Consider the following 26,612-nt stretch of genomic DNA (forward strand, 5'->3'; position numbering starts at 1 on the left):
TTTATATCGACAAAAAAAGAGCAAAGATTGGCGTCTTTACTCTTTAGGTTATTTTTGCAAAGTTAAGGATAAAATTAAATCAAACCAAGATGTTGGTATGATATTGATAATCAAATGCTTATAAAGTTGAATATTGTGGCTTTAAAACTATTGCTCACATTAGTTGAAGTCATGCTAGCAATTTTATCAATAAAGAGAAATATTGGCTCTAAAGACTTAAATTAGATATTTAAAACCTTAATCTTATGTCTAAAAAACAATATATTGGAGCAAGAGCTTCAGTATGGATGTACCGAATTATATTTTTTGTGTTTGTTTTACTTTTTATGATTGAATCAGTATTCTTTTTTATATCTGATTTAAGTGTTTATATATACCTCATTTCAATAATAGGATTGATGTTTTTTATGAACATAAATTCCATTTCTTACAATGAAAAAAATATTTATATATGCAATTATAAAGGCAAAAAAACTTATTTACGCTCGGTTGATTTTAGTATTGAACCAATCGTTTTTTTCTTAGATTTTTATTGGGTAAAGTTTTCAGAAACAAACGAGAAGTACTTATTTTCACCGCAAATCGGTCAAATTTTTGGAACTACTGATAGTGGCTCAACTGCTAAAGAAATTGAAAAGATGTTAAAAACGGAAAGTTAAACCTATTGATGGCATGACTTCAAGTCATGCCATCAATAAAAATCAGTAATTCATAAGAATAATTCCTTACTTCATTCCCTCCAATAACAATTCAGCCAAATCATATACTTTCACAGAATCTTCTTTTTCCTTGTTTTTTACTCCATCCGACATCATTACCATGCAAAATGGACAAGCTACGGCAATGGTGGTTGCTCCTGTAGCTAAAGCGTCTTCAATGCGTTCTACATTAATATCCTTTTTGCCTTTTTCTGGTTCTTTAAACATTTGTCCTCCGCCAGCACCACAGCATAAACCTTTGGTTTTGCAACGTTTCATCTCCACTAAATCTGCATCCAACGCTTCTAAGACCGAACGTGGCGCTTCATAAATATCATTAGCACGACCTAAATAACAAGAATCATGGTAAGTTATTTTTCTACCCCTGAATTCACCCCCACCTTGTAACTTTACTTTGCCAGCATCAATCAGTTGTTGTAAAAAAGTAGCATGGTGAATTACTTCATAGTTTCCTCCTAACGCTGGATATTCATTTTTTAAAGTATTAAAGCAATGTGGACAAGCCGTTACGATTTTTTTTACACCATATCCGTCTAATACCTGAATATTCATCGTGGCTTGCATTTGAAATAGAAACTCGTTGCCTGCTCTACGAGCAGGATCGCCAGTGCAAGATTCCTCTGTGCCGAGTACGGCAAATTTTACGCCTACATGATTGAGTATTTTAGTAAATGCAATGGTTACTTTTTTATAGCGGTCATCAAAAGAACCTGCACAACCTACCCAAAATAATATTTCAGGTGTTTCACCAAGGCTCATCATTTCTGCCATGGTAGGCACTTTATATTCTATTTCTTTTAACATATCTTTATTGATTTTCTTCGTTATTTCACTGGACAAATCATGATTTATTTATTATCTTTGTAATGAACAAAAACGTTTAGGACGTTAGGAGGAGGGATAAAATTAATTTTTAGGCACTCGCTCGTTGTTTTTAAAAGGAACTGTCAGAAATGATGGTTCTTTTTAAAAAACTATCATCCTTGTTTTTGATTTAGAATCTCTTCTTGCATTTGCTTCGCTGTTTTTCTAGAACCATCGTGGCTCCAGCCCGGAGGAGCGAAAACATAATTAAAAGCATTCTTTAATGAACCAGCCTTCCAAACGTCTTTAGCAATATCAATCCATTCGCTAAAGGCAATTTTTACAGGATTATAAGTTTTTAAATTAGTAGTCAGTCCATAAGTAGGTCGTTCCTCTTCTTCTATAAAGGTGCCAAACATTCTATCCCAAATAATCAAAATGCCCGCATAGTTTTTATCTAAATATTTCACGTCCGAACCATGATGTACCCGATGGTGCGAAGGGGTATTAAAGATAAATTCAAAGGGTTTCCACATTTTACCAATCGTTTCGGTGTGAATCCAATATTGATACAACAAACTGATTTGTTGCATAATCACGATAACTATCGGATGAAAACCTACGATAGGCATCCATAAGTAAAAAACGAATGAGCCCGAAATATTGCCTGTCCACGTTTGACGAAGCGCCGTTGCCAGATTATACTTTTCAGAAGAATGATGCACTTTATGCGAAGCCCAAAAGTATCGAATCAAGTGTGCTTCTCGATGAAACCAATAATAGCTAAAATCGTCAGCAAAAAATGCCAAAACCCACATCCACCAAGCAGTGCCATCTAAAGTAAATACCCGAAAATTGTCATACAAATACAAAAAGATAAAAGCAATGGCCGTTTTTGTAATCAAACCAGTCAACAAATTACCAATCCCCAACGCCATAGATGTAAAGGAGTCTTTGGCTTCTAAATAATCTTTTTGTTCGCGTGTAATAAATATTGCCTCTATAATTACAGTCAATATAAAAAACGGAACAGCATATAAAATAAGATTCGGTGCCATTGTGATTAATTTGAGAATTTGAAAATGAGCTAAATTTGAAAATGACTGACAGTCGAAATCTAATTGCTCAAAGCCTTTACTTCAAAACCTTATCTAAAAACACTTCAGTCTTTTGCTGAACATGCTGGTAGTCTTTTGATAAAACATAAGAGCCAATTACATGATTTCCCGCATTTGGAAAAACAACTTTTTGTTTTTCGTTGGCAGGTACTCCCAATTCGTCATACATTTTTAACATGGCTGGTACAGATACTACTTTGTCTTGCTCTTCTTCATTTTTGTAGTAATAGCCCATAAAGGTTGGACATTTTACTTTTTCAAACGTTGCTGGCGTCATGATATTCGTCAAGAAATTTTGCAAAGCAATTACGCCATTGATATGATAATGTGTACTCCAATACCTGCCATGAATAGGGTTGTGCGGAGGGAAATCTCGTATTTCAGAACCTGTGACTAACTTCGCCAAAGTCCGCCCCCAATGATTATCCAATAACTCAGCATTATTGTCAAAAATTTTAATACAAGGCGAATACAATACAATCGATTTAATTTCGGGATGTTGCGAAGCCAAATACAACGTCAAAGCTCCACCAAAAGACGTTCCTACTACAACTACCTCATCCCCCAGTTTTTTGCCAATGGCTAAGGCTTCTTCGGCTGATTGAATAAAATCATCTGCCGTGACATTTTTCATAGTAGAATCGCCCAAATCGATACCATGCCCAGCCAGACGAGCCAAGTATAGATTCGCACCATATCTTTTTGCCAAATTAGTATGAACAGGGTCGCCTTCTTCCTGACTTGCCGAAAAGCCGTGGATATATACAATTGCTAGTTTAGTCTTTACCTTTTTGGCAGTATCAGCCCAGATGATACGAGCTTCACAGTCTGGGCGAATCCCCACAACTGCTTTTTCATCCGTATTGATTTTTGTTTCCAAGTCGGTTAACGAACTAGGTAGATTAAAACTATAAGTTTTGATGATTGGAGCATCTGGCTTTGGACCCATTAAATAGCCAAAAAAGCAAATGACAATTAATATGATAAATACCTTAAATAATGGTTTCATTATTCAGAAATTGTTAATATTTGATGGATAAATGTTTTTGTTTCTAAAATATCAAGCATGAAGCTCGCCACGTTTTTTCTACTAATGAACAAACTGGGTTTAGATATACTATTTGAGCTAAAGTGTACTTTATGTTGTTTAGTGAAATTGGTTAAAACCACAGGACGAACTATTGTCCAATTTAAATTAGAGGATTTAATTAGTTTTTCTTGCTGTTCATGTGCTTCATAACCAAACTTAATATTGCTATAATCTATCATTAATCTAAACCACCATGGGATATCATTTCTTGTTTCCGAAACACCCCAAGCTGAAATAACAATAAGTGACTTAATAGGATATTGATTACTCAAACAAAGAATATTTTGAATTGATTTTTCAATGAAATCTTTGGGGGTACGTAACTTAGCCCAAGGAAAATCAGACTTTCTTGAAATATTTAATGCACTAATTACAATTGAACAATTCTCAATAGCACTTGCCAATACTGTTAAATCGCTTGGTGTTCCTTCAAAGACTTTTAACCTATCAGATTGGATTTTTATTTTTTGAATATCTCGTACTAAAATATTTACTTCGTATCCTCTTGCCAAAGCAAGGCTTAAAAGATGCTTTCCCGTTCTTCCAGTTGCACCTAGTATTAGTATTTTATTGTTATTCATAACTAATTAGTACACCTTAAATCACTAGTTACTTTACATCATTTGCCCAGTTGAATCTATCAGAAGGAGAAAACTTCCAAGGAGCTTGGTTCGTTTCCAAATTAGAAAACATAGCATTCCATGAGGCAGGTGCACTAGACTCCTCCATGATTTGGTATCGACGTAATTGCAGGATAATATCTAAAGGCGAAATATTAATAGGGCATTCTTGCACACAAGCATTACAAGTGGTACAAGCTCGTAATTCCTCTGAAGAAATATAATCTCCGTATAAAGCCTTTCCATCCTCTACAAAGATTCCTCCATTTATCGATAGATTTCTACCTACTTCCTCCAGACGGTCGCGGGTATCCATCATGATTTTACGAGGAGACAAAGCTTTGCCTGTAATGTTAGCAGGACAAGATGACGTACAACGACCACACTCTGTGCAGGAGTAAGCATCCATCAGGTTTTTCCAAGACAAATCCTTAATGTCTTTTGCTCCAAAACGAGCAATTTCTGTACTAGCCTCGGCATCAGGTTGTGCTAAGCCTAACATGATTTGTACTTCTTTTGTCACTTCTGGCATATTCGACATTTCACCTTTAGGCTTTAAATTCGAAAAGTAAGTATTCGGAAAGGCCAAGAAAATATGTAAATGTTTAGAGTAAGTAACATATAAAGCAAAACCCAAAATACCCAGAATATGCAACCACCAAGCTGTGCGCTCATAAACAATGAGGAATGTTTCATTCCAGTTTATAAAGATTGGCTTCAAGAAAGAGCTAATCACAAAAGAGCCTACTTGATGATAATGCTCGTTGCCACGTTCTTGTAATATACTATCGACAGCATTCATGCTTAGTAGGGCAGTCATTAATATAATTTCGGCAAATAAGATAGTATTAGCATCGATTACAGGAAAACCATTGAGTTCACGGTGGCGTGTAGCTTGCAAACGTTCTACTTTGGTAATATTTCTACGGATTAGAAATATAAGACAAACCGAGAATACGCCAAAAGCCAGTATTTCAAAGAAATTAATCAAGATAGGATAGAGGCTTCCTAATACTGGAGCAAACACACGGTGAGTACCCAAGATACCATCTAGCACAATTTCCAATACCTCTACATTAATTAATAAGAAACCAGCATAAATGACAAAGTGCATAATACCGACGATGGGGCGGTCAAACATTTTCTTTTGTCCGAAAGCTATTCGTAACATTGTCTGTAAACGTTCAGAAGGGTTATCCGAACGGTCTTCAGCTCTGCCCAATTGAATGGTCTTTTTAATGGTTTGTATGCGTTTTGAAATAAAATAAGCTGCCAAACCGAAAGCTGCTACAAAGAGAATTTGTTGAATGATTTGCATAGTTCAGAAAAATAAGCCTGTTTAGCTTACTTAATATTAAAATGTATCAGAACCTCTTTTTGATGATTTTAAAGAAAACCTGGTGATTTTTTTAACAATTTACTGAATTAATTGTGTGTTACAAAGATGTGGGTTTTCTATTTGTTATGCAAGCATACTATTTGAAAAATAATTTTAAAATTTTTGAAATTATTTTTAGAAAATGTTTGGTGCTAAAAAAAAGTTTCCTACCTTTGCAGTCCCGAAACACAGGCGGGATTCAGGTGAAGTAGCTCAGTTGGTAGAGCATCGGACTGAAAATCCGTGTGTCGGCGGTTCGAGTCCGCCCTTTACCACAAAAAACCCCTTAGACGTAACGTTTGAGGGGTTTTTGCTTTTGTGGGGTAGTAAATGGGAGAGTGAAAATATTTTAAGTTTCATTGATTTTTTTATAAACTTTTTCTAGCATCCATGCTTTTACTACTATTCCAAAATCCTTGTCATCTAATATCTTATTGAAAATATCTTGGTTCTGCTCCATTCTTCCAATTAGTTTTTGAACGAATGTTTCATCAAATCCGTATTTAAAGTTTTCTAATGAGTTATTTTTGGCTTGGCTAATAAAGTTAAGTTTTCATCTACAATCCATTGTGCTTCTGTCTGGTCAAATCAATTAAATAAAAATATTTATAATAGTTTTTCCCAGCTTTCTTCTACGATTGGTATTTATTCTTCTATTTTCTGGATTCTATTCAAAGTAAAGTCATGACTATGATTTGAGCTGTAAGAGTATGAATGGTTTCCCCTCTAAGCTAACCAAAGTAAATAGTGCTGAAATCAGGAAAACTTAAATGAGATAGATAAATTAAATAATTAGAAAAACTGACCAGAGGCTCTATTAAAAAAATATTCACCCAAAAACTTGAAGTCAAACTTTATGATACTTGTTAATCTTAATTTGTTTAATGAAAACTCAAGATTTTAGTTAAAGTCAGCCAAAAAATAATTAGTTAAATGGTCTTGCGTAAGTATATTAATGAAAATAATTATATTTTTACAATAATATATATTCGTACAACTGTTAAGCCTAATAGTCATTATATTTATTGATTAATCTGTAATAGAGGATTCAGTATAACTATCTTTCCTAGTTATTCAAATTCAAAAAATTAATAGATTTCACCTTATGCCTCTTACCTTATTGGATATAAATACAATGCCTAAAATTAGAATACAGTTAGAAGCCAATATAGAGACTTATAAGGTCTCTGTTTTTGAAAGTAGTATAATTATCAAAGTTCATAATCACAATATGAATTTTCAACTCTTCTCAATAATTCCGAGCGTTTGTATATCTACCTTCATTCAGTACATCAGTATTGGCAGAATCTCTGCTTCTTTATTTCTATCATATTTATAAAACCCTAACTACACTAGTTACTCAAAATTATTAGATTATTGCCTAGATATTTATAGAGAGAAATGCAAATAATACAGAACAATCCATATCGAGTAATTGGGTTACTTGTTGGAACTACAGCAGCAGAGCAAAGAAGACAATTAACACGCCTTCAGAGATATTTAGAAGCAGAACAAGAACCTGAGACAGACTTTTGTTTTCCTATACTTGGAAATTTACACAGAACAACAGATAGTGTAATTGAGGCAGCATCTAAGTTGAACCTAGACAATGATAAGATGAGTGCTGCTCTTTTTTGGTTTTATAAGGGAAATGATATAACAGACGAACCAGCTTTTGAAGAGTTAAAGGTGGCTAATCAACAGTCTTGCTATGAGATTTGGATAAAGTTGACTTCCTCTGGAGAAGTTACAAAGCGTAATAGTTCAGCTTATCATAACCTCTCAACATTATTACTTTTGCATGCCTTTAATACATCAAAAATAAAGTTGAAATTATTAGAACAAGGGATTTCTTTAAAGCTAAAGTATCTTGAGAGCAATTATGCAAAAGACTTAAAATTACTTGCAACAGATGAAACATACAAAATAACTAATGCTGGGCTTCAGCGTTTGTTTCTTAATGAAATACAGTTAGAACTTGAAAGATTTGGCGTAACATTTTCTGAAAAATTCCTTAATATATTGACTAAACAAGAATTTTCAGCAAAAGAAGATTTCTTGAAAGGTTTTGTTCAAAAGCCAATTCAAGAGATTGAAAAGAAAATAGAGGAAGCTAAAACTAAACGCAAAGCGAATAAAGCTAATGCAGTTAATATTGGTAACGCTTTGTATGAACAAATTGCTGAAAAGATAAATCAACTCAAATCCATTTTAGGAACTTCAAATCTTGAATTTTCTTCAATATCTGACAAGGGTTCAGATGAGATACTCCAATGTGGTATTGACTATTTTTTACATTACAAAGATTCAAGCACAGACCCAGGGAGTGCTTCGATGGATTTGTTCCGTAAAGCCGAAACCTTAGCAATTGGAAACATTGCCAAACAAAGATGTCAAGAAAATGCTGAAAACTTACAGGAATGGATAGATGATAAACCCGAAAGAGATAAGCAAGGGAGAATTTTAGTTGACTTAGGAAAACTTAAAAATCTAATTGATGAGTATGAAGCAAGAGATGAAACAATTGCAAATGCGAAACAACTTTTGGCAAGTGCAAGACAGTATTTAAACAATCTAAAAAACATATTAGGTAGTACAGATGAATTATACCTAGGATTTAGTTCAAGAATTGCATCAGATGCACAAGGAATGTGTGTTTCAGAAATTAATAAACTTCAAGAAAAGTTTTCTAATACATATGACGATGCAATTAAAGTAGCTGCAATCCTTTTGTTAAAGGAAAGAGTTAATGAGGCTTGGGATATAACAACAACAATAGGTTCAATGGATATGAGACAAGATTTTAGAACAAGATATATTCAGAACAGAACTTCGCTTTCTAACTTAAAAGCCCAATTTGAAGCACTAAACATAGCCAGGGAAACAAGTAGTGGAGGAAGTAGCGGTTCAGGTTGCTATATTGCAACAATGGCTTACGGTTATTATGATCATCCACAAGTAATTATTTTGAGACAATTTAGAGATGAAGTATTAGATAAATCAGCTTTTGGCAAGTGGTTTATTAAAACATACTATAACTATTCACCGAAACTAGTAGAAAAACTACGAAACAAAAAAGTGGTAAACAGCATAATTCGCAAAACATTGAACCAGTTTATAAAACTTATCAAATAATGAAAAAAATAGCATACGTCATACTTATATTTTCTTCATTGGGAACATTTGCCCAAAATGTGACCCCTGAAAATTTAGACAAAGAAATAAAGCCCTTGACTGAAAAGATTAAAAGATTTCAATCAGAAAACTACAAGCTGAAATCTGAAATTGGAACTTTGAGTTCAACACTCTCAAAGGCTAACAATCGCATTGATAGTCTGCAAATCCAAATGCAAGCCAATAGCAATAAAATTAACGAAACTGCAAATAAACTTGATATAAAAATTAAGGAAATTGGCGAAAAAAATGAAGGTAAAATCACCCAAGTTTCAGAATCGTTAAGCAAAAATTCTCTTTACGGAATTATCGGAGTGCTTTCAGCAATCCTGCTTTCAGGCCTTTTATATTGGCTATTGAGCAAACGACAACAAACCGATAAGACAAATTTTATTGACCAGTTGAGCAAAACCAAATCATCTATTGAGGAAAGTTTGGTAAAAGAGTTTGGCAAGCAAACCGAATTGATGGATTCTCAATTGCATTTAATTGAGCAACAGAAAACCACTTTACAAGCCACGCCCAACGCAGAGCCTGACCATTCATTAGCGTTGAAAGTTGCAAGTGAAATCAATCTGATTGAAAGAAACATCAATTTGATGGATTCAAAAACAAAAGGTTTGAAACAGTTACAAGCATCAGTTGGCAAATTGAAAGACAATCTTTCTGCCAATGGTTATGAAATGCCTGAATTGTTGGGCAAACAGTTTCATCAAGGATTAAAGGTTATAGTTACAAGTTCTATTCCTGATGAAAACTTGGAAAAAGGTCAAGAAATAATCTCAAAAATCTTGATACCCGCAGTAATGTATAACGATAAAATGATTCAAACAGCCCAAATAGAAGTTTCTGTTGGCTACTAAATAAAAAACAATTTCAAAGTATGAGAAATAAAATTGACTACGGCATTGACTTAGGAACAACCAATTCAGTTATTGCGAGAATGGAAAACGGAGTTCCCACCATTAAAAGATCAGACACATTGAAAGATACTTTTCCATCGTGCATTCATTTCAATAAGAAAAAAGATGTCATCGTTGGTGATGCTGCTTACAACACCATGAAAAATGACAACGCCAGGGCGTTAAAGACTTTTGAAACTGGCAAGACAAATACTTTTATTGAGTTTAAAAGAACTATGGGAACGACTCATAAATATGAAAGTTCCAATATGGGAAGGTCTTTTACTTCAGAAGAGTTGTCGGCTGAAATTTTAAAAACACTAAAATCAGTTGTTAAAGACGAAAATATTAATTCAATAGTAATTACTGTTCCTGCAAAATTTTTAAACCCTCAAAATGAAGCAACAAAAGAAGCTGCCAAACTTCTTGGTTTTAAACACATTGAACTACTACAAGAACCAGTGGCGGCAGCCACTGCGTATGGTCTTGGTTCAAAAAGTAAAGACGGTTTTTGGCTGGTTTTTGACATTGGAGGCGGAACTTTTGATGCTGCATTGATAAAAGCGGAAGAAGGAATTTTAGCTGTTAAAGATACCGATGGAGATAACTGGCTTGGTGGTAAAAACTTGGATGAAGCCATTGTTGACCAAATTATCATTCCAAATCTGCAACAGAATTATGCTATTGATAGTGTTTTAGAGGATACCGATAAAAAGGAAATTTTACGAAACGCAGTTAAATTCTTTGCAGAAGAGGCCAAAATTCAGTTGTCATTCAAAGATTCGCATAACATTCTTTCAAACTTAGGCGATTTGCCTTTTGAGGACGATAACGGAGACGAGCCTGAAATTGATGTTTCGGTAACTCAAAAGGATATGGAAAATGTTGTTGCTCCTATTTTTCAGAAAGCCATTGACATTACAAAGGAGTTATTAAAGCGTAACAACTTAAAAGGTTCAGACCTTGGGGCATTGATATTGGTTGGTGGTCCGACTTATTCGCCAATCCTTCGCAGAATGCTCAAAGAGCAAATTACAGATAAAGTTGATACTTCTGTTGACCCAATGACAGTAGTAGCAAAAGGTGCGGCTTTATTTGCTTCTACAATTTCAGTATCAGACGAAGTAAAAGAAACCACAAGAGATAAAACCAAACTTCAATTGGATATTAAATACGAAGCTACGACCGTTGAATTAGACGAAATGGTAAACTTGAAAGTGCTAAAAGAAAAGACAACAGGCACTTTCCCTGAAAAAATTTATGCGGATGTGGTTCGTTTTGATGGATTATGGTCAAGTGGTAAAAAACTAATTGGCGAAAAAGCAACCATTGTTGATGTGCTTTTGGTTGAAGGTCGTTCCAACTCTTTTGAAATAAATGTTTATGATGAATCAGGTAATAAATTAGAATGCCAACCACACCAATTTAGCATTTTACAAGGTATTGGTGGACTTGATAAAATGCAAGTATTACCTTATAATATTGGTATAGGAAAATACTTTCAAGAATTTGAAGAAGATAGATTTGCTTGCGTAAAAGGTTTAGAAAAAAACAAATCAATTCCAGTTACGGGTGTTAGAAATGGTTTAAAAACAAGAAGTGCTATTAGACCTGGGATGGTTAAAGATGTTATTAGAATTCCAATCTACCAAGGTGACTACAATTCTGAAGGAACTACACCATCGCTTAATAATTTGGTTAACGAATTAATTATTACAGGAGAAACAATGCCAGCATTACTTCCAGAAGGTAGTGATGTTGACATAACGATTAAAGTTGATGGCTCACAATTAATGAAGTTTACAGCTTACTTTCCTTTATTAAACCACACAGAGGAGTTAGAAATTGAAATTAAGCAAACTCCACCACCAAGTGAAGAGTTCTTATCTAAAGAAATTTCAAAAGCTAAACGCACGGCACAAAAAGTTAATGCTGATGACGTTTCTAGAAGACTAGAAGAATTAGAAACACAATTAGAAAACGAAGGTGTAACTGCTGATGGTAAATTAAAGATTCAAGACGGCTTACGTAAAGAACTTTTAAAATTGGACAGTGCTGAAAAAGTTGCTGAATGGCCAAAGGTTGAGCAAGAACTAAAAGACGCTTTCTTTGAATTAGAAGATTTGATAGAAAAGATAAAAATTAATGGTGATGATGAGGATTTGAATATGGACAAAATAGAAACTCATATTCAGGAATACAAGAAAACGATTGAGCAAATAATCAAGGATAAAAATATTAAACAAGCTAAGGAGCTTACACGTGATATAAACTCCTTTAAGTTCCAATTGGTTAGTGAATTAACAGACAATGCACAAGATGCTCAATTTGTAAAACAGCTTAGCAATGAATTTTCAAGTATTAAATGGAAAGATGCCAACAAAGCTCGTCAACTATTAAATCAGTGTTTGCAATTAGCAAATGATGGAAAGACCAAAGCAATCCGACCAATACTTTTTCAGGTTATTGAGCTAATGCACGATGATGAAAAAAGAAAAGACACTTTAGTATAAAAACGATTCTAAAACTATCGAGTTAAGCAGGTTTAAAATTGCAAAGTTGTGAAATATGAGTAAGAACAAAAAAATACAAGTTGAAGGTAAAGAAATAACAATTCTTGTTCAGAATGAAGAGGAATATATTTCACTTACTGATATGCTGAAAGCCAAAGACGGTGATTTTTTTATTTCGGACTGGCTTCGCAATAGGAATACGATTGAATATTTAGGTATTTGGGAATCGGTTTACAATCCCAATTTTAATTATGGCGAATTCGCCATAATTAAAAGCCAAGCAGGGTTAAATAGCTACAAGTTAAGCATTAAAGAATGGGTTGAAAAGACCAATGCCATTGGTTTAAAAGCAACAGCAGGGCGTTACGGTGGCACGTATGCACATCCTGACATAGCGTTTGAATTTGGAATGTGGATAAGCCCGCAATTCAAAATTTACTTAGTAAAAGAGTTCCAACGCTTAAAAGCAGATGAAAACAACCGTTTGCAATTAGAATGGAATTTGCAACGAACCATTTCAAAAATAAACTATCGAATTCATACTGATGCTATCAAAGAAAATTTGATACCCAAAGAAATTACAAATCAACAATCGAGTTTGGTTTATGCCAACGAAGCTGACTTATTGAATGTGGCACTTTTGGGAATTACTGCAAAAGAATGGAGAGATACTAATAGCGATAAAATAGGAAATATAAGAGATTATGCAAGTTTGGAGCAGTTAGTAGTATTGAGCAATATGGAAAGTATAAATGCTTTGCTTATTCAACAAGGTTTATCACAAGTAGATAGGCTTTTTCAGTTAAATAAAGTTGCTATTGCTCAAATGAAATCATTAGTGGAAAGTAGTATAATTAAAAAAATGAAATAAAAAATGGACAATTACAAAGGCATATTACCAAAGAACTTTTCAGTTAATGAGAAGTATTCTATTATGCTTTTTATTAAGCAGGGTAACAATGCCGAAACATATAGAGTAAGAGGTGAAGATGGTAAACTTTATTTTTTCAAACTTTTTAATTATACTAAACTTCATCGTTCGGCATTTGATAGTGAAAATAACTTGCTTGAAATAGAATTTCTAAAATCAATTAGTAATCCTAATATTGTTGCTTACAAAGACAGTGGGGAATTGATTTTTGAGGGCAAAAAATTTGGTTACTTAGTACTTTATTTCATTGTAGGTGAAACATTATCACAAAGAATTTCAAGAGAGCAAATTTCATCATTATATGATTTAAAGCAAATTATATCAGGCATTTTAAATGGGCTAAACTATTTACATGGTTTGCCCAGCCCGATCATTCATAATGAAATTACACCACAAAACATAATGCTTGATTTATCGGATGACATTCCCCAAGCAAAAATTATTGATTTTGGTTTTGCCCGTTCTTTTCACCAATCTTCAAAGTCATTTTCAAAAGAAGGGCTGAATTTAAACTATGTAGCTTCTGAATGTTTCAATAATTTCTATTCTCCTCAATCTGATTTGTTTTCAGTTGGTGCAGTAATGTATCATTTACTTTTCGGAATGCCACCTTGGTTTAAAGACATTTCAAAATTCAAAGCCGATAGAACAAAAGCAGAAGATGTAATAATTGATGAACGCAAAAAAAAACTTTCATTTCCAAAAATTTCCAGCGATGTAATTGACTTTGATGAAGCTGTTTTGAAAGTCTTAAAAAAAGCATTACAGCAAGACCCTGAAAATCGATTCCAATCTGCTAATGAATTTGCACAAGCTTTAAATGGTGAAATTGAAATTGAGGATGTTGATGCGGTTCAAAAAGTAAAGTCAAACAGCAATGACGATAAGAAAATAAAAACACAAAAAACAAAAGGAAAGGGATTTGCTGCGATTGCAGGAATGAAAGAGTTAAAAGAACAATTGCAATTAGATGTTATTGATGCTTTGCTTAAACCTGAAGAATACGTAAAGTATGGTGTTACCATTCCTAATGGAATGCTTTTATATGGTCCTCCAGGTTGTGGCAAAACTTTTTTTGCGAAACATTTTGCCGAAGAAGTCGGATTCAATTTTATGTTGATAACTCCTTCAAACTTAAAAAGTAGGTTCATCAATGCCACGCAAGAAAACATTGCTAAGATGTTTGAAGAAGCCGAGAAAAATGCTCCAACAATCATTTTTATTGATGAAATAAATGAACTAATTCCAAGCCGTGATAGTGATGCACACGAAATGGCAAAAAGTGCTGTGAATGAAATGTTGGCTCAAATGGACAGAACAGGAGAAAAAGGAATTTTTATTATTGGTGCAACAAATTATCCAGATATGATAGACCCTGCAATGTTAAGAACAGGACGTTTAGATAAGAAATTCTATTTACCGCCTCCTGACTTTGAAACAAGGAAAATGATGTTTGAAATGTATTTAAAAAATCGACCTTTAGATTTTGGAATAGACTTTAATACGTTATCAACACTAACTGAAAATTATGTTTCTTCAGATATATCGTTTTTAGTAAATGAAGCTTCCCGAATGGCTTTGAAAACTAAAGAAAGAATTTCAATGACAATATTAGAGAGTGTCATAAAGTCAACAATGCCTTCTATTCCTGTTCATGAATTGAAGAAATATGAAAAAATCAACAATGCAGTACAAAAAGATAGGCCACGAATAGGTTTTTAATCAATAATTAAATTAGATTCTGAATATTTGATTGGGTAGATTTTTCTTATTTATAGATATTAAAATGTAAGGATACATGTATTTGTCTCACACCTAATTTATCAACAGATATACTTTTATATTTCTCTGAAAACGCCCTAAATTTGGTTTTTTAGAGCGTTTACAAAAAAACGCTTTTGCAGAATAGTAAATTTTACCATGTCGGACGGTCTTGTCCGACGTATTTGTCTGACAAGAACCCTTTCAAGTAGAATTGTATATTCCAGCCAATAAGGTTCTTCGTCAATTTTGGTGAAAGCCTATCTTTTGCTGGTTACTACCACTCGTTTTCTGAGTAGTTCAAAGCTCGCACGTCCGTACATTTGTCGCTTAATATTTTTGAGCCTATTGACTTGGCCTTCGACTGGTCCGTTACTCCAATTTGATACAAACCCTTGGTAAACGGCTTGAAAATCCCTTAAAATACCTCTGGCAAACCCTTTGATATTTTCGTTTTCATCATTGATGACTTCATTGCACCAGGCGGCCAATTTATCTCCTTCTTTCTCTTTCATCAGCCTTCTAAAATTTAAAACAGTATTTCGTACCTTCTTAATAATTGGATTGTCTTCTAATAATTTCGCTAAATATGCCCTTGGTAACTCCTCTGACCAATCTTTACGGAAAGTGCTTAACCAAATACTGAGTTGTTTTGAAGAGTAATATTTTACTTTCGCCGCTTCTGGTAAAATTTCAACGATTGTTTTGGGATACTTTTTTACAAAATCATAGACCAATTTAATACTATGTTTGAAGCCTTGCTCTTTAATTTCTTCAAACAGAACTTTTACTTTTTGCTCTCCTTCTTGCCAACGTTTGATGAGATAGTCTTCAAAATCAAGAAGATTACTCTTTTGATGGCTAACTTTTTGAAGAAACGATGTTCGATTCCAATATCTGTCAATCGTATGGCGAGACATTTTAAGCATTTTAGCGATTTTACGTTTACTAACTCCCTCACGTTGTAACTCCTTTACTTTTAGAAAGTTATCATGGTATCGTCCTGTTATTATAATATCTTTTTTAGCGATTTCTATTATTTCTGGTACTATACTTTCTAATACTAATTGTTGCTCTTCACTCAATTCAGCAGAAATGTCTCTCAAACTTTCACGCTGAGTATTCAAAAATCCTTCAAAACCTTCGGTAAGGTTTTTCAAAATATGCCAACGATCGGCTATTTGCACAATCTTTTCATCTGCTTCCGTCGTGGCACTCGCATAGGTTGAAGAGCGGTCTCGGCTAACCGTTTCAATGGATGGATACTGTTTCAGCCAATCTGTGAGGGTTTCACCTTCTCTGTCGGGTAACAAATCAATCACTTCATTCTTCTCTAAATCAACGATTATCGTCCCATATTTTAGTCGCTTTTTAAATGCCCAGTCATCCACACCAATGATTTTTGGCAATTGAATGATTGGAATGGGACACTTAAGAACTAATCTGAGAATGGTAGAAGCACTAATTTTTACATAACACAATTTGCCAATTCGATGAGCCACATTACCGCCTAATTCAAGCCCCATGGACGATATTAAGTTGTTGAGGCGCTCAAAACGTCTTGAATATGCGCTAAGTTGTTCTTTAAATCGTTCGGTAAAAATTTTACGGGCGCAGTCAGAGTTCTCGCAAAAGAACTTACGAACTTGAAGTTTTAACTTGGCAAGTTTACCAGAAACAGGCAAATCTCCAATCGTTCGTGCGTATCTACTATGAATTTTAAAGCTAATGGTCTGACACAGAGGACAACAACTGGAGATTTGACAGCTGCACACCTCGAAATCAATATTTGTGGTAGTATTATGAAATTTGAGTAACGTAAAATCCAGCTCAGATGGCAAAAATAGTGATTGTTTCATGCGCCAAAACTAAGCTAAAAATACAGCTTTCACCAAAATTGACGAAGAACCACATTCGCTACATTATACAAGAATTGTTGGGAGCTAAAAATTCAAGCATAAATTTTAGCCAATCTGAATAGGAAGAGCTTAACATCTCTCACACCTCCTGAAATAGCTCTGAAAGCTTTTATCTTTGCGTTGAAAGATTCTGCTGAAGCATTGGTACTTCGGTTAATAAAGAAATTCAGGATAGAAAGGTAGTGAATCTGGATAGATTTGGATACTGTGCTGAAGGAATCTATATTGGAGCTTTCTATATCATTATACCATAGAACTAGTTTTTTAAATGCTTCTTCCTTGCTTTTACATAGTTTAAATATCTCTCCCAATCAATTGATAACTATAAACCTTTTCAAGTTCTGAGTAACGCTCAAACAATAATTCTGCTCGTTGCTTCTGTAGATGTGTCCATTTACTATAATGCTTGAATAACAAATACCTACTTCTAGCCAATAATTGTTTAAGTGTATCTCCATTAGAAAGTACTTCAGCTACAAAAGTAGTTTTACTTTTCTTTGCCAAACTAATGATTTCATTTTCCTCGTCAAGTGCTTGCCAATGCCGAGCCGAGTACAAGTCGTCATAAGCCATTCTTAAGCCAAGACAAGTAAATCATTATGTTAAATTTTCACATGACATAATCTAGAGAATAAACTTTGACCAATACAATTAATTAAATAGAATATTTTAAATTACGTTAAATTATTTCCTTTGATTGTTGTAAACATTTATTAACTCGTTTTCTTTTAGACGTTGTTTTTCTTCTCTTAACTCCTTTTCTTCTATTTCCTTATATTTTTGAACTGCTTCCCTGCTATGATTTTTATTTAACTCATTTTTAATTTCCTCTCTTACTTGACTATGATTTAACTGAAAGTCTTCGTTACTTACAGGTTTAAGTTTTGTAAGCATGTTTTTATCGGCCTGTTGAGTTGCTTCCTGAATAGAACTACCAGAACGTACAGCTTTTCGAATTTGGTCTTTCCTTTCTTTGAGTAATTCGTCAACACCTTTTTTGTTAGGGGTTGATGAATTATTATTACTGTTTTTTTGAGTTTTCTTCTTATCGCTTTCTAATTCATTAAGCTTTTTATTAGCGAGATAATCCTTTATATTGTCACTATAATCAGCTGCTTTTTGAATATTTTCATAAACAGGTTGATTCTGAAAGTTAAGTATAGGTTGAGCTGTAATTACTTGTTGTACAACACTTGCTGCCTCAATTACATTTTTAACATTACCAGTTGCTTTAACTATAGTTTTTGAGGTTGTTTTGATATCATACCCCATTTTTTCTTTAATGGCTCTCGAAATTTGGTTTGACTGAATATTTAAACTTTCAAGTGCTCTCTTACTTTTTGAGATTTTCTGTTCAATTAACCTGATACGTTGATTATATCTAGGGGACTTTTCATCTATCTTTTTCTTTACATATACAGCTTTTAAATAAGTATTGTGAGTTATTTCTTTTTTTAGAATTTTGACCTGCTTTTTAACAGTCTGTAACTCAGTAAATAATTCACGGTAATTCTTCATGATAATTAGTCTGTTAATACTGGCATTTTAAAAGGATATAATTTAAAATAAGGTTTTTCAGATTCTTCATAGTATCGGATTTTCTTTGCTCTAATTGGATATAGATCATCTGCAATAATAATCTGAAAATCAATTCGCCTTATTTGATCAGGATATATCAAAGGTTTAGCCGCAGATGAAATAGTTTGAGAACTGCCTTTTGATGTCCCCCAGCTGGAATTACTTTTACTAGAGCCAGTTGAGTCTGTATCACTTCTTAATGTCATCGTTGTTTGTCCAGTTAGTTTTGAAACATATTCTGCTGTTTCATTATCTGTTATTCCAAAATACTGTTGTATTTTGCAGTTAGCGATAAATGTTTGCCATTTTTCATTATAAATTGATTTGATTTGAGGTATATCTTGAAAAATCATCCAAAGATTCATTCCATACCCTCGCATAAGGCTGACTGCTTGAATTAAAGGTTCCATATAACCAAGTTGAGCCATTTCATCAAGCATAAACAACACTCTATTTTTTGAATAAGAAGTTTCATTAGATAGTGATTGTATAATACAAGAAATCCATAGTCTAGCCAATCGGCTATAAGCAAATAATTTACTTGCAGGCAAAACTAAATATATACTCTTTTGGCTATCTTTTAAATCATTCAATTCAACACCATCTTCTGAAAGAGATTTGGCTACAAGGGGAGAGTCAAGAAATTCTGTATGTCTTAATACATTTGATAAAACACTGTTTCTCTCATCGCCTGCAATTAAGGAGAACTCACCCGCAACACCTTTTAAATAATTGTTTTCTTGACATTCTTGAATGGTAATCTCTAGATTTTCTTTATTCTTGAAAATTGAAAATATACATTCTCTTACTGTTAAAAGGTTGTTAGATCTATCTTTGTATTCATCTGAAAAAACTACGTATAAAATTGCTCCTCTGATAAAAGATTTTGCTTTTTCATTCCAATGCGGATCTGATTCATTTCCCGATTTTACCACCATCATATCAGCTAGTACATTAGCTTCATCAAAAATCTCATCGTACCGAGACTCCTTATACATTCTATTTATCACTTGCATAGGATTTAGACTAGATAAGTAGTGATTCGGGTGGTAATTACTAACTTTTTTTAAGGTTTCCTTGAAAAAGGTAATTGCTTTTGAATTTTCTACATTTTCAGTTTTTTCTGGTAATGCCTCTAGTCTAGCAATCATCTTTTTTAATTGCTTTGAAACTTCCATAAATGGATCAACAAGTACGATGTCTTGTTTGAGAACTCCCTCACCCCGATGATAGAATGTTTTAATGAAGTTTTCTCCCTTTGGATCAAAAATGATAGATGTGCCAGAGTACACAAATAAATTAGGTATAACTACTCCAGTTCCTTTTCCTGACCCTGTTTTTGCTATGGTAATCATGTGTCCTTCTCCTTCAAACTTTATAGATTGATTAGAGTCGATTGTTCTTCCCAGTATAAATGATGGCGGTTGGTTTAAGGTTGTTTTCGGAAGAAAATTTGCTTTTGATAAATCATAATCATTTGCCCATCTGGAGTCACCATATGGATTAAAGGTGTAGTCATAATCTTCCATTTCATCTCCCCTGTACCCTTTCCACAATAAGAGAAGTAACACAACAATCCCAATAACCATAGGAACAAGGATTGGAAGAAAATAGATTATGAGCGTGAATAATATTAACGATGATATAGCATTAATAAATTCTTTATTTAGTCCATTTAATGGTGTTTTAGTGAATAAAAGAGAGAAAAATAATACTATTATTGTCAATAAAACCATCCTTGTAAAGAAGGATATTATATCTTCATAAGAAAAAAATGAAGCGACTAACTCTTTAAAAGAGCTAGCCTCTATTTGAAAGAATGTTTTGTAACCATATAAACATAGGAGTAACGAAACTAATATTGAAAGTGCTCCGACTTTCCATAAAAATACAAATGGGATGGCTAGATTCCTAAAGAACTGATCAATTCGTGTCATGACTTTATTTTGTTACATTATTTAAATGACTCTTGATATCATGCACGGCATCTAACCTATCATAAACGATTGGTTCCTTTGCATTGGCATAGGCCTTCGAAAAGTAAACTCTCCAAAAACTTTCTATATTACGGAGTGCATTATCTGTTTGAACGTTTCCAGAGGTTGCCTTTCCGATTACGATTACTGCGCTGTTACTGAAATCTGGAATTTTGCCATTTCTTTTTAAGTTATTTAATGCATGGTCTCCTTCTTCCAACTCTATACCATAACCTTTGTTGAAATTATATCCACCTTTAGTATCATTAATCATATCAGAGAAAATGACAACAATGTTAGTAGTAGAAAAATTATCCCCTCCAAAATCAAAATCCTCTGTATCTTTTCGAAATTGTGTAGGCACGTGAGATAAAGAAAATATTAAGTCTGTATTGAGCCCAAGATTATCTTTTTTTATCCTTGACGAGTATGATCTATTAAGATAGTCTTCAATAAATACACCAGCTTTCTGAACATACAGTTGAACCCTCTTTGTTTCCATTTTAGAGCGTTCTAATTCCTTGTCATTTTTTCTTCTGAATGGTGGCGCAAATGAATCAATTGTTGAATCTGGAAGTGTTTTAAGCTCTTCATAAAAAGGTAACTGTTCAAATTTGTTGAATTTAGAAAAATCAAATTCTAATAGTCTCTCTGAATTGTCAGAAGCAGCATTATCTATTGGAAATACTATTAATCTATCATGTGAATTCAAAGAGAGTAAAATTTCTTTTATCCCGTCTATATATCGAGCTAATGCTTTTTTAGAAACACTTTGCGACATATCCACTAAACAAATAATATTTTTACGTTGAGTGTAAATGTTTTTTTTGATGTCACAGCTTGGACAAGTCAAGAGAGTTAGTATTATTATAGTACTAATTCTCTTGTTGAAAAGTATGTATTTAGATTTTATATAATTCATCTTTGATTTTTTGTCTATAGTTTGCTGACTCTATTATATATTCTATTTCATTAAGTGATTCGTATGCAATTTTTCGTTGCTTGTTATAAATGTTTTTAACAGTTTTGAATTTGGATATCTTGTTCCAGTATTTAGAACAAATATTTTCAAATAATTTATCTGTTTTTGATTTGCTTGTTAACTCACCCTTGGTAGTATTTATGTTACTTTCTTTCGTTAAAAATATGAACTTCCTGTTGTTAACATAAGCTTCACAGATTTTGCTACTTCTTGCTCTTTGCATTCCAGCAAATCCACCAATCATGGGTAAACATAGAGCCATCAATATAAAAACAAAGTATGCAAACCCTTTAGTAGATTCAAGCTGATCTGCACGAGCATGAGCTACGATACCAATTATAATTTCAAGGATAATCAATAATGTTCCCAGAAGGATAAACGATTGTTTATTGTCAATCTTTTTTATCTCAAAATTATATTGTTTAGAATCGGCAATAAACAGGTCTCTGAAATACATTACAAAAACAGGTTTTGCTAAAAGAAGTGTTAATGTTAATGTTAAGGTAAGAACTACCCTTAATACACTTATTTCAGTTCCAGTTTCTCCCTGTCCAACTAATATCAAAAAGGAATAATAGTTGAGACCTAGTTCACATAGGAAAGGAACGCAAATGAACCATAGCCAAAATCGTTGGTTTTGTATTTCTGAATCGTACGTAGGTTTCGTGACTGTTGAGTTAGCATAACCTTTTAGCTCTTCAATTTTGTTCGCCTGAGAATTGTTAGCAGTTAATGGATTTATTTTGTTCCTCAGCTCTTTAAGGTTTGCTTCAACTTGTCGGCGGGAAAATTCTTTTATCCCATTTTCGTCATCGGACATCAGTGTTGGGTATAGCAGTTTATACCATAATACAAGAATCATAGAAATTTATTTAAGATAAATGAGGGTGAAAAATGAAAGTATTACTAATTAGAGAAATGCAATTTATTGATATTTTTTAGATGAAATTTTCTATGTTATGAAAAGACATTGCTGTCTAGAAATAAGTTACATTAAAGATCTTTCCTCATATAGCGATTCTTTATAAGAATAAGAAATAATTCCTTTTATTTACCTTAGTTTTGAAATAGCTCAAATATCTATTTATATAATTAGATTTGTTTTTTTTTCAGAGTATTGTTTCATCAACCATAACTTTAATAAAGGGTTAAAGTATAAATACATCCACAGGTTAGATAGATTAATAGGCGTATTAATATCTATCAATAGTCAAAAATTCAATTCTTTTATAGTGTTCAGCTTAAGATTAATTAATGTTGTTTTATGTGTAAATAATTTGATTGACACAGTAGCTATTATCATATGACAGTCTATAATTTTAGAAAAAACATATAGTAATATTATCTTCTCCTCTATAAAAAAGTAAATATATTTTCACTTTTTAACAATGACCTTTTCTGTCAAAATACTATCTAATATAAGAGTGTGCAAACCGTTAATTATTGGACACCTAAAAGCGATAAAGTTAAATCCCATCTATTTTTATTCTATCATAAGCGGTTGTTTCTCTATTGTTTATATTTTTTTTAAATACTTTATTTCGCTAATGAAGATAATAGCACTATAATTATTAAGAATCCATTTCCTCCCCTTTAATGAAAGGCAAAAAACTTCGCTCTTTATCTTAATCGGGAAAAATCGTATTTATTTTAACTTCATCTTTCTCGATATCAAAGCTGAATATAGTTATCATTGTTAATCAAATTAGATAGTATTCTTGATGTCATAAAAAAATCTGTTTAAGAAGTGACAACGTAGTTTTTCATTTTAGTAAAAAATAATTTATTTTTATAAAACATAGTATTGCAAATTTTAAACAACTTAAATTAAAAAGCAATTGAATGTCTTTTCATGTCTCAACGATGTCCTCTAGGACATCCTCATAACTTTTTTATAAAACATGGAGCTGAATAAAAAAACATACAGATTAGCATTTTCCTTTTATTTATTAGACCAAATAAAAAAAGCAATTGACCCATTCACTGCTGAAAAAATTGATGATTACCATAAAAATGGTCTGAAATTAGAAAAATCTGAGCGGGTTTCTGGAAGACACATAATTAGGCTATTAGATAGTAAAAAACTAGAGACTATAATAGATTACAAATTATTAGTACTTGGAAAAATTTATGGAGGGAATATCACGAATCCAGTTATTTTCGAGGATAAATACAGAAAAAACGCAGATGGCAGAATGCTTGACGAATATGTCCAAAAAGCATTACGTTACTTTTCTCCTAAACCACAAAACCACTCTAGTAGAGAAGGTAGTGCATTTTCAGGGATATGGAAAGGACACTCCAAAGAGAAGAAATTCACTATAGAGAATAATGAATCTGTTGAGAAAGAGAAATCTATAGAATATGAAATTTATTTTGAAATAAATGCTAAAAAAATATCAGAGGTAACAGGAACTATTGAAATTTTTTATCATGACCAACCAATAAAGAGTCATCAGCATCAAACTTTCACTTTTTCAGGAAAGGTAATTTCTAATAGCTTATTATTTATCGAATATAAGAACAAAAAGTCAAGTGCGTTCCATTTTGGCTCTATTCTATTTAAACTTAATGCCATTGGAGATACATTAAATGGTGCATTTGTAGGGTATGGAATAACCGCTGAACGAATTGTGCATGGAGAAGTCACAGTACGTAAAGATGTATCAACACACTCATAATCAGAAACCGTACTGGTGCCACAAAATAGTAGCGTATTATTATCTATTTTAGATTTCATTCACATTATACCATTCTCTATTTTGATTTACTCTTTTATAATTACTTGATTTAAAATCACCTTCATACATTAACAGTGAAATCACCTTGACTTTTTAAATTTCTTAATTGCCATGATAATAAAAGCGATAAAGTTAAACCCCATCCAACTTGTAAGCGTTTTATCAAATCGATTTAACAAAGACTTAAAACTATCTATTCATGCGTTAGTGCTTTCAATAGAATATCTCTCTTTGTAGAGTTCTTTGTCCATGATGCGAGACCAATTATCGTCAGTATCATTCCTTTTATTAGGAGTGATATTGGCGATAATTTGTTTTTGATGACAACATAATCGATGTAAGTTTTCTGCGTCAAATCGCATCGGCGAACCATCCTGCGTCGGCATTCATAAATAGTCCATCAACCGAAATATTAGCATCCTCCAACATCATAGTGAGTTCTTCAAAAGAAGACAAAACTCTGTGCGTAAAGTCTCTAACTTTCTCTCTTTTAGGTGTCCAATAATTAGCGATTAGCACACTTAGTTGGAATAGAGAGATATATAAATGTTCCATTTTGTTTAAACTTGAAATGATGTAAGTATAAGAAGACGAATCTATGAACTTATTAATAAGGGTTTAAATATAGCTTAAAATTATAATCAAAAATGGTTTTTTTGAAGCTGTTTAAAATTTTATTTTTTACTTGTAGTGCGTTTTTGGCTAGTCTAAGTATAATAAATATCAAATCAATATTTACTATATTTTTGTGTGGTATTCTTTGTCTCACACCTTATTTATCACCAGATACACTTTTATATTTCTCTAAAAACGCCCTAAAATTGGTTTTTTAGAGCGTTTACAAAAAAACGCTTTTGCGGAATAGTAAATTTTACCTTGTCGGACGGTCTTGTGCGACGTATTTGTCTGAAAAGAACCCTATTATTAGTTGTTGCTAATATTATGATAGGCTGAAGGATAAGCCGTCTTTATTTTAGTGAGTATTTTCTGTAGTTTAAGGTTCTTAAACATCACATAAATAAGAGCAAGTCCTAAAATTAATATTACCGTAAAATGAAATAATGAGTCTTCGTCACCTTTTTTACTTTCGATTTTATTAAGCTTTGACTTCTCGCCATCTTCCAATCTTAATTTTTCAGCATTCAGTTTTCTTTGCTTTTTTGCTTCCAATGCCAAGGCTTGTACTTTCTTTTCTTGTTCAAAATGTTCAGACAGAAGGTTGACAATAAATTGACTGATTTTTTGACCTTTCTGGGTTGCTCTATCAGAAATCAGGGATTTCATTTCTGATGGAAGTCTAAAATCAATCTTATCCGTTTTAGGAATATGGATTGTGTTGGTTTCTAAAGTATTATTTTCGTTTTCCTGATTCATGAATTTGTTATTGTTTTAAAATCCCAAAATAGTGGATACAGACTTTCTGTTAAAGCCAATCCAGTAATATTATCCTTTTTAACTAAGTAGTCCGCTAAGTCATAACCATTGACTCTCTGTTCGTGTGTAGCGGACTTTTCTATCAAGGTTGATACACTAATATCAAAACCTAATAATTTAAGTATTTCGGCTTTATCTAACCATTTTTCATAGGGAGTTTGCCCTTTATTACTCAAGCCAACATCTGGATAAAGTATAATTTTCCTATTTTTAAGAGGCTCAAAATTCTGGATAGACAAACTTATACCACCAGAGGCTAACCAAATCATTTTGGGATAAATAACTGTTAAAAGAATAGCCGTTTTCTCAGATTCCACAATTGCTACTGGCTTATCTAAATTATCATTGATTTGATGTAAGCCATAAAAACATTGTTGTAAATTGAAGTCCTTCAATTTTGCCAATGAGTGTACCCAATTTATATGATTTTTGGGCTCTTTTACTCTTTTTCCTGTCAAAGGATTGTAGAGCATAATTTTCCCAGTTCGTACTCTCATTTCTTCGTCAATTTGCCAAAAAATCGTAGCTCCATGCCAGTGAGTAGATGGTGCAATCTTAAATATTTCAATTAAGTTATTTGTTATTTCATCCTTAAAAAGACTTCTTAAGTAGCCAATAAAATGGTTAGTCTTTTTTCTTGAAAGTGATTTTTCTAAAAAACTATTTGGAATATACGTTGGTTTGATTTTGGGTAGTGCCAACTCAATTTTATCTAGCTTAATTGGTACGAACTCTATTTGATTATCATCATAATATTGTTTAGGAGTATAATGATACCCACAGTTAGATTCTCTATTACAACGTCCCACATTATCATTAACATAATTATTTAATTCTCCATCCCAATATCTTTTCAATGCCTTTTTGAGGCATTGAGGGCATATAAATAACTTTGTTGGTCTTATTTTATCCAGATAAAAACGATAATTCATACTATTTAAAAATTTTTTCGATTTTAAGTTACCTACTTAC

The 26,612-nt window shown here is 32.8% G+C and carries 22 protein-coding genes and 1 tRNA gene; 8 read left to right on the top strand and 15 right to left on the bottom strand.

Annotated features, from left to right (window positions below):
- The first annotated feature begins 245 nt into the window (after positions 1–245).
- A complete protein-coding gene (locus tag J2Y60_RS06565; RefSeq protein ID WP_309915069.1) occupies positions 246–659 on the top strand; it encodes a hypothetical protein in 414 nt (137 codons plus the stop codon).
- A gap of 66 nt (positions 660–725) precedes the next feature.
- On the opposite strand, the gene J2Y60_RS06570 is transcribed toward J2Y60_RS06565, so the two are convergent.
- The 5 genes from J2Y60_RS06570 to J2Y60_RS06590 form a co-directional block, all read right to left on the bottom strand.
- Positions 726–1,523, bottom strand: coding sequence for a (Fe-S)-binding protein (locus J2Y60_RS06570; RefSeq protein ID WP_309915072.1), 798 nt, complete (start codon positions 1,521–1,523; stop codon positions 726–728).
- Positions 1,524–1,696: 173 nt separating this feature from the next.
- Positions 1,697–2,581: a sterol desaturase family protein gene (locus tag J2Y60_RS06575; RefSeq protein ID WP_309915075.1), complete on the bottom strand. Its 885-nt coding sequence runs from the start codon at positions 2,579–2,581 to the stop codon at positions 1,697–1,699.
- 76 nt (positions 2,582–2,657) lie between these two features.
- Positions 2,658–3,650: an alpha/beta fold hydrolase gene (locus tag J2Y60_RS06580; RefSeq protein WP_309915078.1), complete on the bottom strand. Its 993-nt coding sequence runs from the start codon at positions 3,648–3,650 to the stop codon at positions 2,658–2,660.
- Entirely contained in the window at positions 3,650–4,312 is a 663-nt protein-coding gene (locus J2Y60_RS06585) for an NAD(P)H-binding protein (protein ID WP_309915081.1), read from the bottom strand. The genes J2Y60_RS06580 and J2Y60_RS06585 overlap by 1 nt, the downstream gene beginning before the upstream one ends.
- Before the next feature lie 28 nt (positions 4,313–4,340).
- Entirely contained in the window at positions 4,341–5,669 is a 1,329-nt protein-coding gene (locus tag J2Y60_RS06590; protein WP_309915084.1) for a (Fe-S)-binding protein, read from the bottom strand.
- A 262-nt stretch (positions 5,670–5,931) separates the two neighbouring features.
- On the opposite strand from J2Y60_RS06590, the gene J2Y60_RS06595 reads away from it, so the two are divergent.
- From J2Y60_RS06595 to J2Y60_RS06620, 6 genes are all read left to right on the top strand, one after another.
- Positions 5,932–6,004 (top strand) — tRNA-Phe (locus J2Y60_RS06595).
- Positions 6,005–7,130: 1,126 nt separating this feature from the next.
- Positions 7,131–8,864: a CFI-box-CTERM domain-containing protein gene (locus J2Y60_RS06600; RefSeq protein WP_309915088.1), complete on the top strand. Its 1,734-nt coding sequence runs from the start codon at positions 7,131–7,133 to the stop codon at positions 8,862–8,864.
- A complete protein-coding gene (locus J2Y60_RS06605; RefSeq protein WP_309915090.1) occupies positions 8,864–9,766 on the top strand; it encodes a hypothetical protein in 903 nt (300 codons plus the stop codon). The genes J2Y60_RS06600 and J2Y60_RS06605 overlap by 1 nt, the downstream gene beginning before the upstream one ends.
- 20 nt (positions 9,767–9,786) lie before the next feature.
- Positions 9,787–12,318, top strand: a complete 2,532-nt coding sequence (locus J2Y60_RS06610; RefSeq protein WP_309915093.1) for an Hsp70 family protein — start codon at positions 9,787–9,789, stop codon at positions 12,316–12,318.
- Between the two features lie 55 nt (positions 12,319–12,373).
- On the top strand, positions 12,374–13,189 hold the full coding sequence (locus J2Y60_RS06615; protein ID WP_309915097.1) for a KilA-N domain-containing protein: 816 nt from the start codon (positions 12,374–12,376) through the stop codon (positions 13,187–13,189).
- A 3-nt stretch (positions 13,190–13,192) separates the two neighbouring features.
- The gene (locus J2Y60_RS06620; RefSeq protein WP_309915100.1) at positions 13,193–14,971 is read left to right on the top strand and encodes an AAA family ATPase; all 1,779 of its coding nucleotides are present in this window, start codon (positions 13,193–13,195) and stop codon (positions 14,969–14,971) included.
- Positions 14,972–15,270: 299 nt separating this feature from the next.
- Here J2Y60_RS06620 and J2Y60_RS06625 read toward each other — a convergent pair whose 3' ends face one another.
- From J2Y60_RS06625 to J2Y60_RS06655, 7 genes are all read right to left on the bottom strand, one after another.
- On the bottom strand, positions 15,271–16,869 hold the full coding sequence (locus tag J2Y60_RS06625) for an ISL3 family transposase (protein WP_309915103.1): 1,599 nt from the start codon (positions 16,867–16,869) through the stop codon (positions 15,271–15,273).
- A gap of 92 nt (positions 16,870–16,961) precedes the next feature.
- Positions 16,962–17,240 carry a transposase gene (locus tag J2Y60_RS06630; RefSeq protein WP_309915106.1) on the bottom strand — a complete coding sequence of 93 codons (279 nt, stop codon included), beginning with the start codon at positions 17,238–17,240 and terminating at the stop codon, positions 16,962–16,964.
- Positions 17,224–17,502, bottom strand: a complete 279-nt coding sequence (locus tag J2Y60_RS06635) for a transposase (RefSeq protein WP_309915109.1) — start codon at positions 17,500–17,502, stop codon at positions 17,224–17,226. The genes J2Y60_RS06630 and J2Y60_RS06635 overlap by 17 nt, the downstream gene beginning before the upstream one ends.
- A gap of 111 nt (positions 17,503–17,613) precedes the next feature.
- Positions 17,614–18,447, bottom strand: a complete 834-nt coding sequence (locus tag J2Y60_RS06640) for a hypothetical protein (protein WP_309915113.1) — start codon at positions 18,445–18,447, stop codon at positions 17,614–17,616.
- Between the two features lie 5 nt (positions 18,448–18,452).
- A complete protein-coding gene (locus tag J2Y60_RS06645; RefSeq protein ID WP_309915116.1) occupies positions 18,453–20,444 on the bottom strand; it encodes a type IV secretory system conjugative DNA transfer family protein in 1,992 nt (663 codons plus the stop codon).
- 4 nt (positions 20,445–20,448) lie between these two features.
- Positions 20,449–21,264: a hypothetical protein gene (locus J2Y60_RS06650; protein WP_309994574.1), complete on the bottom strand. Its 816-nt coding sequence runs from the start codon at positions 21,262–21,264 to the stop codon at positions 20,449–20,451.
- A 121-nt stretch (positions 21,265–21,385) separates the two neighbouring features.
- Positions 21,386–22,285: a hypothetical protein gene (locus J2Y60_RS06655; RefSeq protein WP_309915120.1), complete on the bottom strand. Its 900-nt coding sequence runs from the start codon at positions 22,283–22,285 to the stop codon at positions 21,386–21,388.
- A 1,081-nt stretch (positions 22,286–23,366) separates the two neighbouring features.
- Here J2Y60_RS06655 and J2Y60_RS06660 point away from each other — a divergent pair.
- Entirely contained in the window at positions 23,367–24,146 is a 780-nt protein-coding gene (locus J2Y60_RS06660; RefSeq protein WP_309915123.1) for a hypothetical protein, read from the top strand.
- A gap of 411 nt (positions 24,147–24,557) precedes the next feature.
- Here J2Y60_RS06660 and J2Y60_RS06665 read toward each other — a convergent pair whose 3' ends face one another.
- From J2Y60_RS06665 to J2Y60_RS06675, 3 genes are all read right to left on the bottom strand, one after another.
- A complete protein-coding gene (locus tag J2Y60_RS06665) occupies positions 24,558–24,761 on the bottom strand; it encodes a hypothetical protein (protein WP_309915127.1) in 204 nt (67 codons plus the stop codon).
- Between the two features lie 369 nt (positions 24,762–25,130).
- Positions 25,131–25,580 carry a hypothetical protein gene (locus J2Y60_RS06670; RefSeq protein ID WP_309915130.1) on the bottom strand — a complete coding sequence of 150 codons (450 nt, stop codon included), beginning with the start codon at positions 25,578–25,580 and terminating at the stop codon, positions 25,131–25,133.
- Positions 25,577–26,572 carry a DUF6371 domain-containing protein gene (locus tag J2Y60_RS06675; protein ID WP_309915133.1) on the bottom strand — a complete coding sequence of 332 codons (996 nt, stop codon included), beginning with the start codon at positions 26,570–26,572 and terminating at the stop codon, positions 25,577–25,579. The genes J2Y60_RS06670 and J2Y60_RS06675 overlap by 4 nt, the downstream gene beginning before the upstream one ends.
- Positions 26,573–26,612 lie beyond the last annotated feature (40 nt).

Source organism: Arcicella sp. BE140, from assembly GCF_031456255.1.
In the GTDB taxonomy this organism is placed as follows: Bacteria; Bacteroidota; Bacteroidia; order Cytophagales; family Spirosomataceae; genus Arcicella; species Arcicella aquatica.